Source organism: Erwinia sp. 1181_3 (assembly GCF_052824965.1).
This window is the reverse complement of the sequence record NZ_VTDE01000003.1, coordinates 261,630-273,595: the sequence shown is the minus strand read 5'-3', so window position 1 is coordinate 273,595 and position 11,966 is coordinate 261,630. Positions and strand designations below refer to the sequence as shown.

At 57.4% G+C, this 11,966-nt stretch carries 14 protein-coding genes; 11 read left to right on the top strand and 3 right to left on the bottom strand.

The window, feature by feature from the left end; all coding sequences use genetic code 11:
• Positions 1-201: 201 nt before the first annotated feature.
• From FY046_RS09675 to uraH, 8 genes are all read left to right on the top strand, one after another.
• A complete protein-coding gene (locus FY046_RS09675; RefSeq protein ID WP_159337607.1) occupies positions 202-984 on the top strand; it encodes a transporter substrate-binding domain-containing protein in 783 nt (260 codons plus the stop codon).
• A gap of 13 nt (positions 985-997) precedes the next feature.
• A complete protein-coding gene (locus tag FY046_RS09670) occupies positions 998-1,663 on the top strand; it encodes an amino acid ABC transporter permease (RefSeq protein ID WP_133846205.1) in 666 nt (221 codons plus the stop codon).
• Complete coding sequence (locus tag FY046_RS09665; RefSeq protein WP_133846326.1) at positions 1,663-2,319, top strand: amino acid ABC transporter permease; 657 nt, start codon at positions 1,663-1,665, stop codon at positions 2,317-2,319. The genes FY046_RS09670 and FY046_RS09665 overlap by 1 nt, the downstream gene beginning before the upstream one ends.
• Positions 2,300-3,034 carry an amino acid ABC transporter ATP-binding protein gene (locus tag FY046_RS09660; RefSeq protein WP_133846206.1) on the top strand — a complete coding sequence of 245 codons (735 nt, stop codon included), beginning with the start codon at positions 2,300-2,302 and terminating at the stop codon, positions 3,032-3,034. The genes FY046_RS09665 and FY046_RS09660 overlap by 20 nt, the downstream gene beginning before the upstream one ends.
• 143 nt (positions 3,035-3,177) lie before the next feature.
• Complete coding sequence (locus tag FY046_RS09655) at positions 3,178-4,416, top strand: pyridoxal-phosphate-dependent aminotransferase family protein (protein WP_339506334.1); 1,239 nt, start codon at positions 3,178-3,180, stop codon at positions 4,414-4,416.
• Positions 4,413-5,684, top strand: a complete 1,272-nt coding sequence (gene hpxK, locus FY046_RS09650) for an allantoate amidohydrolase (RefSeq protein WP_159337608.1) — start codon at positions 4,413-4,415, stop codon at positions 5,682-5,684. Before FY046_RS09655 ends, hpxK begins: the two co-directional genes overlap by 4 nt.
• A gap of 245 nt (positions 5,685-5,929) precedes the next feature.
• The gene (gene uraD / locus FY046_RS09645) at positions 5,930-6,424 is read left to right on the top strand and encodes a 2-oxo-4-hydroxy-4-carboxy-5-ureidoimidazoline decarboxylase (RefSeq protein ID WP_133846208.1); all 495 of its coding nucleotides are present in this window, start codon (positions 5,930-5,932) and stop codon (positions 6,422-6,424) included.
• Positions 6,421-6,753, top strand: coding sequence for a hydroxyisourate hydrolase (uraH, locus tag FY046_RS09640; protein ID WP_133846209.1), 333 nt, complete (start codon positions 6,421-6,423; stop codon positions 6,751-6,753). The genes uraD and uraH overlap by 4 nt, the downstream gene beginning before the upstream one ends.
• 55 nt (positions 6,754-6,808) lie before the next feature.
• Here uraH and FY046_RS09635 read toward each other — a convergent pair whose 3' ends face one another.
• Together FY046_RS09635 and FY046_RS09630 are read right to left on the bottom strand one after the other, a co-directional pair.
• Entirely contained in the window at positions 6,809-7,576 is a 768-nt protein-coding gene (locus FY046_RS09635) for an amidohydrolase (RefSeq protein WP_212813771.1), read from the bottom strand.
• The gene (locus FY046_RS09630) at positions 7,564-8,724 is read right to left on the bottom strand and encodes a pyridoxal phosphate-dependent aminotransferase (protein WP_259150978.1); all 1,161 of its coding nucleotides are present in this window, start codon (positions 8,722-8,724) and stop codon (positions 7,564-7,566) included. Before FY046_RS09630 ends, FY046_RS09635 begins: the two co-directional genes overlap by 13 nt.
• A gap of 140 nt (positions 8,725-8,864) precedes the next feature.
• Here FY046_RS09630 and FY046_RS09625 point away from each other — a divergent pair, with 140 nt between their 5' ends.
• From FY046_RS09625 to FY046_RS09615, 3 genes are read left to right on the top strand one after another with little or no spacing between them, the layout of a single operon-like run.
• Entirely contained in the window at positions 8,865-9,479 is a 615-nt protein-coding gene (locus tag FY046_RS09625; protein WP_167864041.1) for a methylthioribulose 1-phosphate dehydratase, read from the top strand.
• Positions 9,476-10,165, top strand: a complete 690-nt coding sequence (gene mtnC, locus FY046_RS09620; RefSeq protein WP_133846213.1) for an acireductone synthase — start codon at positions 9,476-9,478, stop codon at positions 10,163-10,165. Before FY046_RS09625 ends, mtnC begins: the two co-directional genes overlap by 4 nt.
• Entirely contained in the window at positions 10,162-10,704 is a 543-nt protein-coding gene (locus tag FY046_RS09615; protein WP_133846214.1) for a 1,2-dihydroxy-3-keto-5-methylthiopentene dioxygenase, read from the top strand. Before mtnC ends, FY046_RS09615 begins: the two co-directional genes overlap by 4 nt.
• A gap of 133 nt (positions 10,705-10,837) precedes the next feature.
• On the opposite strand, the gene mtnA is transcribed toward FY046_RS09615, so the two are convergent.
• Positions 10,838-11,863, bottom strand: a complete 1,026-nt coding sequence (mtnA, locus tag FY046_RS09610; protein WP_133846215.1) for an S-methyl-5-thioribose-1-phosphate isomerase — start codon at positions 11,861-11,863, stop codon at positions 10,838-10,840.
• Positions 11,864-11,966: the final 103 nt, after the last annotated feature.

Genomic DNA, 11,966 nt, shown 5'->3' with positions numbered 1-11,966 from the left:
TCTTTTGCCCGGTTTTTCTGTACTGAATATCAGTTTTTTGGCCTGTAATAACGCTTAATGTTTGGATTTAACACACTTTTTGTTTTCTGCGTTTTTACCATCGCGTAAAAAATGTGAGGCAGATAACGCGCTGGCACATTAGTTGCAATTAAATTCTTTAAGAATCTTTCGTTTCATGATGTATTAACCGGGGAAGTGAAGATGAAAAAAGGTTTAATCGCATTACTGGCAGGTGCCGTGCTGTTTTCTCAGGCCATCACGGCGCATGCCGATCAGTTACAGGACATTGAAAAACGTGGCGTTATCCGCATCGCGGTCCCTCAGGACTTCCCACCGTTTGGTTCCGTCGGTACCGATTTACAGCCGCAGGGCTATGACATCGATATGGCGAAGTACCTGGCGAAACAGATGAAACTTAAGTTGCAGCTGGTGCCCGTGACCAGCGCCAACCGCGTCCCTTATCTGCAAACCGATAAAGTGGATCTGGTGATCTCCAGCCTGGGCAAAAACCCGGAACGTGAGAAAGTGATCGACTTCAGCCGTGCCTACGCGCCGTTCTTCCTCGGTGTGTTTGGCCCGAAAGACGGCACGCTGAAAGATGCGGCTGCACTGAGCGGCAAATCGATCGGCGTCACCCGTGGGGCGGTGGAAGATATGGTGCTGACCGGCATCGCGCCGAAAGAGGCACAGGTGAAACGTTATGAAGATAACAACACCACGCTGTCGGCTTATCTGTCGGGTCAGGTGGAATATGTGGCCACCGGCAACCTGGTGGTAGCAGCCATTGCTCGTCAGAACGCGGATAAAGCGCCCGTGGCGAAATTTATGCTGAAGGATTCACCGTGCTTTATCGGCATGAAGAAGAATGAACCGGCACTGAAGGCCAAAGTCGATGCGCTGATTGAGCAGGCGATTCAGGACAAAACCCTGAACGGTCTCTCTGAGCAGTGGCTGAAAGCACCACTGCCAGCCGATCTGGGCTAGTTGGGGCTGACTGATGATGGGGCAACTGAATTTTCCTGCACTGTGGCCCTTCTGGCCGGAGCTTCTCTCCGGCCTGTGGGTGACGATCCAGCTAACGGTGATGGCAACGGTGGGCGGGGTAGCGCTGGGTATCTTCGGCGCGGCGCTGCGCAGCGGTAAACCGTCGACGTTGAGCCGTATCTGGGGTGTATATGTCGAGCTGATCCGCAATACGCCGTTTGTGGTCCAGCTGTTTTTTATCGTCTTTGGCTTGCCCAATCTGGGGTTGAAACTCACGGCAGGGGAAGCGGCGCTGCTGGCGATGCTGATTAACCTGGGCGCTTACAGCACGGAAATTATCCGCGCCGGAATACAGGTGACGCCAAAAGGGCAGTGGGAAGCAGGGCGGGTGCTGGGCCTGACGCGCACGCAGACCTTTATTCGGGTGGTGTTGCCACCGTCAATGAAGCGTATTTATCCGGCGCTGGTCAGCCAGTGCATTATCGTGATGCTCGGTTCATCGGTGGTGTCGCAGGTCTCTTATGAAGAGCTGACCTTTGCTGCCAACCTGATCCAGTCGCGCACCTTTTTGAGTTTTGAAGTCTACCTGGTGACCACGCTGATGTATCTGGCGCTGTCGATTGCCATGCGTCAGTTATTACTGGCCGCGGGCCGTAAGTGGTTTGGAGAGCAGCCATGATGACAACCTTTACTGACTGGGACATCCTGCGCAACCTGCTGCTGGCGGCGCGCTGGACGATTGCGCTCTCCCTGACCGCCTTTTTCGGTGGCACGCTGGTGGCGATGCCGCTGGTGATGGTGCGCCTCAGCGGGCGTAAATGGCCGAACCGCATTATCCGCTGCTATATCGAACTGTTCCAGGGGACGCCGTTGCTGATGCAGCTGTTCCTTGCCTTCTTCGGCGTGGCGCTGTTCGGCATAGATGTGTCGCCTTGGACGGCGGCCTCGCTGGCCCTGACGTTTTACACCAGTGCCTTTTTAGTTGATATCTGGCACGGCAGCATCAAAGCCCTGCCAAAAGGCCAGTGGGAAGCCTGCCGCTGCCTCGGTCTGAGTGTTGGCCAGACGCTTTACCGCGTGGTGCTGCCGCAGGCGCTGCGCATTGGCATTGCCCCCACGGTGGGCTTTGCCGTACAGGTGGTGAAAGGAACGGCGCTGGCCTCGATTATCGGTTTTATCGAGCTGACCAAGGCGGGCACCATTCTGAATAACGTCACCTATCAACCTTTCAAAGTGTTCGGATTAGTCGCCCTCGGCTACTTCCTGATGTGTTACCCGCTGTCACGCTACAGCCAGTATCTGGAGAAGAAATTCAATGCCGCTCATCACCATTAATCAGGTGCAGAAATATTATGGCGACAACCACGTACTGAAAGGCGTGGATCTCGATATCGAAATGGGTGAAGTGATCTCCATCATTGGTCGCAGTGGCTCGGGTAAAAGTACCCTGTTGCGCTGCATCAACGGGCTGGAAGGTTACCAGGAAGGCAGTATCAAGCTGGGCGGGATGACCATCACCGATCGGGATACCCAGGCCCGCGATATCAGCCGCTCCGTCGGCATGGTGTTTCAGAACTTCAACCTGTTCCCGCACATGACTGCGCTGGAAAATGTGATGCTGGCACCGCGCCGGGTACTGAAGAAAAAAGACGCCGAGTGCCGAGAGCTGGCGGCCCGGATGCTGGAAAAAGTCGGTCTGGGCGACCGAATGGATTACTATCCTGCCAATCTGTCCGGTGGCCAGCAGCAGCGCGTGGCGATCGCCCGTGCCCTGGCGATGTCACCCAAGGTGCTGTTGTGTGATGAAATCACCTCCGCGCTGGACCCGGAGCTGGTGGGTGAAGTGTTGAAAGTGCTTGAGCAGCTGGCCAAAGAGGGCATGACGCTGATCCTCGTGACGCACGAAATGAATTTTGCCCGTGAAGTCGGTGACCGCGTGGTGTTTATGCACCAGGGGCGGGTATGGGAGCAGGGCGACAGTAAAACAGTCTTCTCTGACCCACAAACGAATGAATTAAAACAGTTTATCTCCTCGGTGCGTGGGCTTTAGGCTACTTTGTTTGTCATTTTGAACCTGGGCAGTGCTCAGAATCCTCACGTACTAGGTGTACGCTCCGGTTCTTGTGCGCTGTCCGTGTTCAAACTGCCTGCACCAGTAACGCCTAAGGGGTTATTTCAATATAGGAATCGATGATGGATCTCTCTACATTTACCCAAATTAACCCGCCGCAGCGCCTGCTGATGGGGCCGGGACCGATCAATGCCGATCCGCGTGTGCTGCGTGCTATGTCCAGCCAGCTGTTGGGCCAGTACGATCCGGCGATGACGCAATATATGAACGAAGTGATGGCGCTGTATCGCGGCGTGTTTCGCACTGAAAATCGCTGGACGATGCTGATCGACGGCACGTCACGCGCCGGGATCGAAGCCATCCTGCTGTCGGCGATCCGCCCTGGCGATAAAGTGCTGGTGCCGGTATTTGGTCGTTTCGGCCATCTGCTGTGTGAAATCGCCCGCCGCTGCCGCGCTGAAGTCCACACCATTGACGTGCCGTGGGGCGAAGTATTCACCCCGGACCAGATCGAAGATGCCATTAAAAAAGTGAAGCCGCGCCTGCTGCTGACTGTGCAGGGCGATACCTCCACCACGATGCTGCAACCGCTGGAAGAACTGGGTGCCATCTGCCGCAAATATGGCGTGCTGTTCTATACCGATGCTACCGCTTCGTTCGCCGGAAATGTGCTGGAAACCGATGCCTGGGGATTAGATGCTGTCTCCGCCGGGATGCAGAAATGCCTCGGTGGCCCGTCCGGCACCTCGCCGATCACGCTGAGTCCGGCAATGGAAGAGGTGATCCGCCAACGCAAATGCGTGGAAGCCGGGATCCGCACTGATGCGCATCAGGACGGCGATGACGAGATGATCTACTCCAACTATTTCGATCTCGGCATGATCATGGACTACTGGGGCCCTGAGCGATTGAATCACCATACGGAAGCCACCTCGGCGCTGTTTGGCGCCCGTGAATGTGCGCGTCTGATCCTTGAAGAGGGGCTGGATAACGGCATTGCCCGCCACAAGCTGCACGGCGATGCGCTGCTTAAGGGCATCCAGGGAATGGGGCTGGACACCTTCGGTAACCTCGAACACAAAATGAATAACGTGCTCGGCGTGATGATACCGCCGGGTGTCAACGGCGATCAGGTCCGTAAGCTGATGCTGGAAGATTTCGGCATCGAGATCGGCACCTCATTTGGCCCACTGATCGGCAAGGTCTGGCGCATCGGCACCATGGGGTACAACGCGCGTAAAGACTGCGTGATGCAGACCCTGAGCGCACTGGAATCGGTGCTGAACTACCTCGGTTTCCGCAGTACTCAGGGTGCAGCGATGCAGGCGGCCTGGGATCACTACAACGGGAGCCGCGGATGAGTGAGAGCCTGATGAATGCCACTGCCGCCGCCGCCGCCGCTGCGCGCGTGATGGCACGCTGTGATGCGCTGGCAGAAATCAGTGAAACCCCGGGATACCTGACCCGCGTTTACCTTTCGCCGGAGCATCTGCGTGCCAATGCCATGGTGGGCAAGTGGATGAAAGCCGCCGGAATGCAGGTGTGGCAAGACAGCGTGGGTAATATCTGCGGGCGTTATGAAGGCGAGCGGCAGGATGCGAAAGCGCTGTTGTTGGGTTCGCATCTGGATACCGTGCGTAATGCCGGGCGCTACGACGGTATGCTCGGCGTGCTGGCGGCGATTGAAACCGTGCAGTATCTGCACGATCGCGGCGAACGCCTGCCGCTGGCGATTGAGATCATCGGTTTTGCCGACGAAGAAGGGACACGCTTCGGCATCACGTTGCTCGGCAGCCGTGGTCTGACAGGCACCTGGCCCGACAGCTGGCTGACGCACCCGGACGGCAACAGCATTACCGTGGGGCAGGCGATGAGGGATATCGGCTTTAACCCGGATCTGCTGTGGCAGGCTGCGCGTGACGTCGAAGATTTCGTTGCCTACCTGGAACTGCATATCGAACAGGGGCCTTGCCTGGAGCAGGAGCAGCTGGCGCTGGGGGTGGTTACGGCCATTAACGGTGCCCGCCGCCTGAACTGTCGTTTTACCGGCGAAGCCGGACATGCCGGCACGGTGCCGATGAGCCACCGGAAAGATGCACTGGCCGCCGCCGCCGAATGGATGGTGTTTATTGAGCAACGCACCCCGGAGCATAACCCGCAGCTGGTGGCGACCGTCGGGACACTCCAGTGCCATCCGGGTGCGGTCAATGTGATCCCGGGAGAGGTGACCCTGACGCTGGACGTGCGTGGACCGGAAGATCGGCCGCTGGCCGAATTGCTCTCTGAACTGCTTGTTCAGGGCGAAGCCATTGCGCTGCGTCGCGGACTGAGCTTTAGCGCTGAAGAGTATTATCAGATCCCGGCCACACGCTGTGATGACGGTTTGCAGGCGGCGCTGAGCCGTGCGGTGACCACCGTCCAGGGGCGCAGTCTGTCGCTGCCGAGCGGTGCCGGGCATGATGCGATTGCCATTGCCGAACGCTGGCCAGTAGGGATGCTGTTTGTGCGTTGCGATCGGGGTATCAGCCACCATCCGGCGGAATCCGTGATGACGGAAGACGTGGCGCTGGCGGTGCAGGCCTACGTAGAGGTTGTCGTAGGGGTCGGACATACGGCCTGGCCTTCGTAAGGGGCAGGCTTTCGTAGGGGTCGGACATACGGCCTGGCCTTCGTAAGGGGGCAGGCTTTCGTAGGGGTCGGACATACGGCCTGGTCTTCGTAAGGGGGCAGGCTTTCGTAGGGGGCGGACATACGGCCTGGCCTTCGTAAGGGGGCATGCTTTCGTAGGGGTCGGACATACGGCCTGGTCTTCGTAAGGGGGCAGGCTTTCGTAGGGGTCGGGCATGCCCGACCCGGCTTGGTGGAGTGATGACTATGAACCTGACGCAGTTCAACCAGGTCAGCGCTGCCGATGCGCAGCACAGTATTGAACATTGTGTCGCGCTACCTGAGTGGGCTGCGGCAGTGGTAGATGCCCGGCCTTATGCTTCGCTGGCGGCGCTACTGGCGCAGGCTGAATCACTGTCGCAGACCTGGGATAGCGTTGCGCTAGCCCAGGCACTCACTGCTCATCCGCGTATTGGCGAGCGTGCGGGCGGGTCAGGCAAAGAGGCTGCACTGTCCCGCGGTGAACAGGGGCAGGTCAATGCTGCGGACCTTCCACTGGCGCAGGCATTACAGGCAGGTAACGCCATCTATGAACAGCGCTTTAGCCAGGTCTTTCTGATCCGCGCCAAAGGCCGCAGCGGTGAGCAGATCCTTACGGAGCTGCAACGCCGCCTGCAAAACGATGCGCAGCAGGAACAGCACGAAGCGCTGCAACAGCTACGCGACATCACGTTATTACGCTTAGAGGAGACGTTCCGTTGAGCACAGTAACCACGCATATTCTTGATACTGCCCTGGGGAAACCGGCGGCAGGTGTGACGATTGCCCTTGAACAAAACAGCCCGACAGGCTGGCAGCTCCTGGCCTCTGGTGTCACCAATGCTGACGGCCGCATTGGCGATCTGACGCCGCAGCCGCTGGCACCGGGCCACTATCGTCTGACGGCCGAAATCGGCGACTATTTTGCTGCCGACGGGCGTGAAACCCTGTACGTCAACGCGCAGATTGATTTCGTGATTGCCACCACCGGCCACTACCACTTACCCTTTTTGATCACCCCGTGGTCGTGGTCCACCTATCGCGGTTCATAAATTGGGGCGACTGGAAAAAAGGGTCGCCCACTCTGTTTTCATCGGCCCGTGACAATCACAAACGAAAACTGTCCGCATCACGCCATGCCGGGAATTTCTCGCGGTACTCGCGCAGGTTCTCCAGCGACAGCGTAGCATCCAGACGGGCAGGTTGATGCGGTTCACCCTGGGCTAAGATTTCTCCCTGCGGGCTGATGATCCGGCTGTCACCGCTGTAGGCGTGGCCGTTGCCATCGGTGCCCACGCGGTTACATCCGGCGATATACGCCTGGTTTTCAATGGCGCGCGCCTGTAACAGCGTCTGCCAGTGCAGCGCACGCGGCGCTGGCCAGTTGGCGACATACAGCGCCAGGTCGTAATCGTTCTGATTGCGGGAAAACACCGGGAAGCGCAGGTCGTAACAGACCTGCGGCAGAATACGCCAGCCACGCCACTCGATCACCTCACGGCGATCGCCCGCCAGATAGTGTTCATGTTCCCCGGCCATACGGAACAGATGGCGCTTGTCATAGAAATGCACCTTGCCCTCAGGTTCCACGAGGAAGAAGCGGTTCACCGCGCCTTTCTCCACCTGAATCGCGGCGCTGCCAGCCACCATCGCATGGGCCGCGGCGGCTTTCGCCTGCAGCCAGGCAATCACCTCGTTTTCGGGCAGTGAGCTCGCCGCCGCCTCCATGGCAAATCCGGTGGTGAACATTTCCGGCAGGATAATCAGGTCACGATCCTGAATATCGGCGAGCAGACCGTCGAAAAAGGCCAGGTTAGCCGGGCCATCCATCCATACCAGCGGCTGCTGAAGGACGGTAATGTTTAAAGTTGACACAGGCGCTCCGCGGCAGCGTCCAGCGTGGCTTCCTGTTTGGCGAAGCACAGGCGGATCAGTTTATGGGGGAAGGCATCAGCGCAGAATACCGACAGCGGTATGGCGGCCACGCCCACTTCTTTGGTCAGCCACTGGCAGAATGCCACATCATCCAGATCGGAGATTGCGCTGTAATCGGCCAGCAGGAAATAGGTGCCTTCGCACGGCAGCAGTTCGAAACGACTGCCCGACAGGGCTTTCACAAAGCGGTCACGGCGCGCACGGTAGAAGTCCGGCAGTTCGCGATAGTGTTGCGGTTCAACCTCCAGCATATCCGCGATGGCCAGCTGTGCAGGCGTATTCACCGAGAAGGTCAGGTACTGGTGGACTTTGCGCACTTCAGCACTGATTGCCGTCGGGGCCACGCAGTAACCCACTTTCCAGCCGGTCATATGGAAGGTTTTACCAAATGAAGACACTGCAATAGCACGGGCACGCAGCTCAGGATGTGCCAGCACGCTGGCGTGACCGTTCTCATCGAAACAGATGTGTTCATACACTTCGTCGCTGAGAACGTAGATTTCCTGCTGGCGAATGGCTTGCCACAGCTGGGCGAAGTCGCTCTGCTGCCACACGGTGGCTGACGGATTATGTGGGGTATTGAGGATCACCAGCCGCGTTTTTGGCGACAGCAGTGCGGCAAACGCCTGCCAGTCAGGGCGGAAGCCAGGTGGCTGCAAGGCGATGCGTTTCATCACGCCGCCAGCCAGCGTAACGGCGGGCGCATAGCTGTCGTAGCTCGGGTCAAAGCAGATCACTTCATCGCCCGGACGGACCAGCGCGGTAATTGCAGCATAAAGGGCTTCGGTAGCGCCAGCGGTCACAGTAATTTCGGTGTTTACATCCGGCGCGTAGCCGTACAACCCGGCGGTTTTCTTCGCAATCGCTTCACGTAACGGGGCGACTCCTGTCATCGGGGCATACTGATTTGCGCCCTGGCTGACATGATGTGCCAGACGCTGTTGCAGATACTGCGGGCCGTCAAAGTCGGGAAAACCCTGGGACAGATTGATGGCGTTGTACTGCTGCGCGAGCGCGCTCATCTGAGTGAAAATGGTGGTGCCCAGCGCAGGCAGTTTGCTCTCTGGGGTGAACGGCGTCTGGCTCATCAGTAATAACCCTTTTGCAACGCAGAAATGTGATGTTGGAGTCCTGTATTGCTGCCAATATAACACGATGTTACTATTTGGCAATCAAGACGCTTAGACGTCTATATCTACCTTTATCATCTTTCACACTAAGGAAAGAGATGACGCAAAGCTCTCAGTTAGATCAATTAGTTGCTGCCTGTCACTGGATTGGTGCTCGCGGCTGGGCCCCGGCCACGGGCGGTAATATGTCCGTGCGCCAGGATGCGCAGTTCTGCCTGCTGAGTGAGTCCGGCAAAGACAAAGGCAGCCTGACGCGTGACGACTTTATCCAGGTCGATATTGCTACCAATCTTGTCCCCTCCGGGCGTAAGCCATCGGCGGAAACGGGTCTGCATACGCTGATCTACCGCCTGTTTCCTGATGCGGGAGCGGTGCTGCATACCCACACGGTGAATTCCACCGTGCTGTCGCGTGTGGAGAAAAGTGCGGCGCTGACATTGCAGGGCTATGAGATGCAGAAGACGCTGGCCGGACAACACTCGCATCTTGATGCGGTGCCGATTGCCCTGTTCGATAACGACCAGGATATTGACGCGCTGGCACAGCGTATTGAACAGTTTGCGGCCCATACCCCGCTGCGTTATGGTTTTCTGCTGCGCGGTCACGGGCTGACCTGTTGGGGCAAAGACGTCAATGACGCGCGCCGTCATCTTGAAGGGCTGGAGTTTTTATTCCAGTGTGAATTACAACGTCGCGTTCTGGAGAAATCATGATCCGCGCCATCATCACTGATATTGAAGGCACCACCAGCGATATTCGCTTTGTGCATAACGTCCTGTTCCCTTATGCGCGTCAGCATCTTCCCGCTTTTATTACTGAACATCAGCAGCAACCGGCGGTGGCCCAGGCGCTTGACGATCTGCGTGTGGAGGCCGGCAATCCGCAGGCGACACCGGATGAACTGGTGCAGGTGCTGTTCGGTTATATGGATCAGGATCGTAAATCCACCGCGCTGAAAGCCTTACAGGGCATGATCTGGCGTGCGGGCTATGAGAATGGCAGTTTTACCGGCCATCTGTATGCCGACGTGCTGCCTGCATTAAAACAGTGGCAGCAGCAGGGCGTGGCGCTGTATGTTTATTCATCTGGCTCCGTAGCTGCGCAGAAATTGTTATTTGGCTACAGCGACGCCGGTGATATCACTGGCCTGTTTAGCGGATACTTTGATACCCATGTGGGTGCCAAACGTGAAGTCGATGCTTATCGCAACATTGCCAGCCAGATTGGGTTGCCCGCAGAGAATTTGCTGTTCTTATCCGATATTCATCAGGAGCTGGACGCCGCACAGGATGCAGGCTGGAACACCGTGCAGTTAATACGCGGCGACGCGGACACTGAGAGCCGTCATCGTCAGGTTGCAGGTTTTGATCAGATTAACCAGGAGCTGTTGAACTCATGAGTGCACTGACTATTTTTACCGATACCGAAGCGACCACACCGGTCTGGCACAGCACCGATGCGGCAGAGATTGCCGACAAGTTGCACAGTAAAGAGGTGCGCTTTGAGCGTTGGGAAGCGGACCGTGACCTGGGTGAAAATCCGGATGCCGCAACGGTGATCAACGCCTATCAGCATGCCATTGATCGTCTGGTGGCAGAAAAAGGCTATCAGAGCTGGGATGTCATCAGCATGCGTGCAGATAACCCGCAGAAAGAGGTGCTGCGCACCAAGTTTCTTTCTGAGCACACCCACGGTGAAGATGAAGTGCGTTTCTTTGTGGAAGGGGCGGGGCTTTTCTGTCTGCACCTTGACGGGCACATCTACCAGATCCTGTGTGAGAAGAATGATCTGATTTCGGTACCCGCCGGAACGCCGCACTGGTTTGATATGGGATCGTCACCCAACTTCACTGCTATCCGTATTTTCGATAACCAGGAAGGCTGGGTCGCGAAGTTTACCGGTGACACCATCGCCGATGCGTATCCGCGTTTACCGTAATCCCCGTCATTCTTCCAGCTGCAGCTGCGTTGACTGCAGCTGCTCACCCTGGTCACATAGCTACCTATGCTCCCAGGGACTCACAGCTTTGCCGCCTTGCTGCAACTCGAATAATTTAGGGAATTCATCGTTCTTAAAGCCGTGGCTGAAACTCACCCGCTTCTACCTGCACAGGGGTGACGACCCCGGTATCCAGCACCCAGCCGCTAATCAGTGAGGCAGGCGTCACATCAAACGCCGGGTTATACACCTGCGCATCGTCTGGCGCCCACTGCACATCACCAAAGCTTCCGGCTACACCGGTCACTTCGCGGGCAGCGCGCTGTTCAATCGGGATGGCCTCTCCGTTCGGGCATTCACGGTCCAGGGTGGTATGCGGTGCCGCAACGTAGAACGGAATGTTGTGATACTTCGCCAGTACCGCCAGGCTGTAAGTGCCAATCTTGTTGGCCACGTCACCGTTGGCAGCAATGCGGTCAGCGCCTACCCAGATAGCATCAACCTGTCCCTGAGCCATCAGACTGGCGGCCATCGAGTCACAAATCAGGCGGTAAGGGATACCCAGCTCACCCAGCTCCCAGGCGGTCAGTCGGCCACCCTGCAACAGGGGGCGGGTTTCATCCACCCAGACACTGGCGACCGTGCCTTCCTGCCAGCCACGTGCAATCACTCCTAACGCCGTGCCAACGCCTGCGGTGGCCAGCCCGCCGGTATTGCAGTGGGTCAGCAAACGGCTACCGGGCGTAATCAGTGCGCTACCGGCAACAGCAATGCTGTCGCACAGTGCTTTATCTTCATCGATCAGACGCAGTGCTTCTGTGCCCAGCGCGCTAACGAAATCATCCTGCGCCAGGGCCAGCTTCATGCGATCAAGGTTATTCATCAGATTCACCGCCGTCGGGCGCGAAGCACGCAACACCTCCAGCGCCTCAGCCAGCTGCGGTTTTGCCATGCCATTTTCGGCCAGCAGGGCCAGCAACAGGCTGGCAGACAGCCCGATCAGCGGAGCGCCGCGCACACGCAGGGCTTTAATATGACCCACCAGCCCGGCAACGTCCGGCGTCGGGCACCAGATTTTCTGCTGCGGCAGGGCCTGCTGGTCGAGGATCCAGAGCTGATTATCACGAACCTGTAAGCTGGTGGTACTGAGTGTTTGCATGAGTTAAATCCTGGTTGCTTTAATGCATCATATTGTGCCAACATGGTTAACGGATGTATAGACGTCTGAACGGCTTATTACAACGAAACATGGGTTATTTTTG

Bases quoted from the DNA above. Each gene is read 5' to 3' on its own strand.
- FY046_RS09615 (WP_133846214.1), top strand. From the start codon at position 10,162: ATGAGTGCACTGACTATTTTTACCGATACCGAAGCGACCACACCGGTC.
- FY046_RS09630 (WP_259150978.1), bottom strand. From the start codon at position 8,724: ATGAGCCAGACGCCGTTCACCCCAGAGAGCAAACTGCCTGCGCTGGGC.
- mtnA (WP_133846215.1), bottom strand. From the start codon at position 11,863: ATGCAAACACTCAGTACCACCAGCTTACAGGTTCGTGATAATCAGCTC.
- FY046_RS09655 (WP_339506334.1), top strand. From the start codon at position 3,178: ATGGATCTCTCTACATTTACCCAAATTAACCCGCCGCAGCGCCTGCTG.
- FY046_RS09660 (WP_133846206.1), top strand. From the start codon at position 2,300: ATGCCGCTCATCACCATTAATCAGGTGCAGAAATATTATGGCGACAAC.
- FY046_RS09665 (WP_133846326.1), top strand. From the start codon at position 1,663: ATGACAACCTTTACTGACTGGGACATCCTGCGCAACCTGCTGCTGGCG.
- mtnC (WP_133846213.1), top strand. From the start codon at position 9,476: ATGATCCGCGCCATCATCACTGATATTGAAGGCACCACCAGCGATATT.
- uraD (WP_133846208.1), top strand. From the start codon at position 5,930: ATGAACCTGACGCAGTTCAACCAGGTCAGCGCTGCCGATGCGCAGCAC.
- FY046_RS09625 (WP_167864041.1), top strand. From the start codon at position 8,865: ATGACGCAAAGCTCTCAGTTAGATCAATTAGTTGCTGCCTGTCACTGG.
- FY046_RS09675 (WP_159337607.1), top strand. From the start codon at position 202: ATGAAAAAAGGTTTAATCGCATTACTGGCAGGTGCCGTGCTGTTTTCT.
- hpxK (WP_159337608.1), top strand. From the start codon at position 4,413: ATGAGTGAGAGCCTGATGAATGCCACTGCCGCCGCCGCCGCCGCTGCG.
- FY046_RS09670 (WP_133846205.1), top strand. From the start codon at position 998: ATGATGGGGCAACTGAATTTTCCTGCACTGTGGCCCTTCTGGCCGGAG.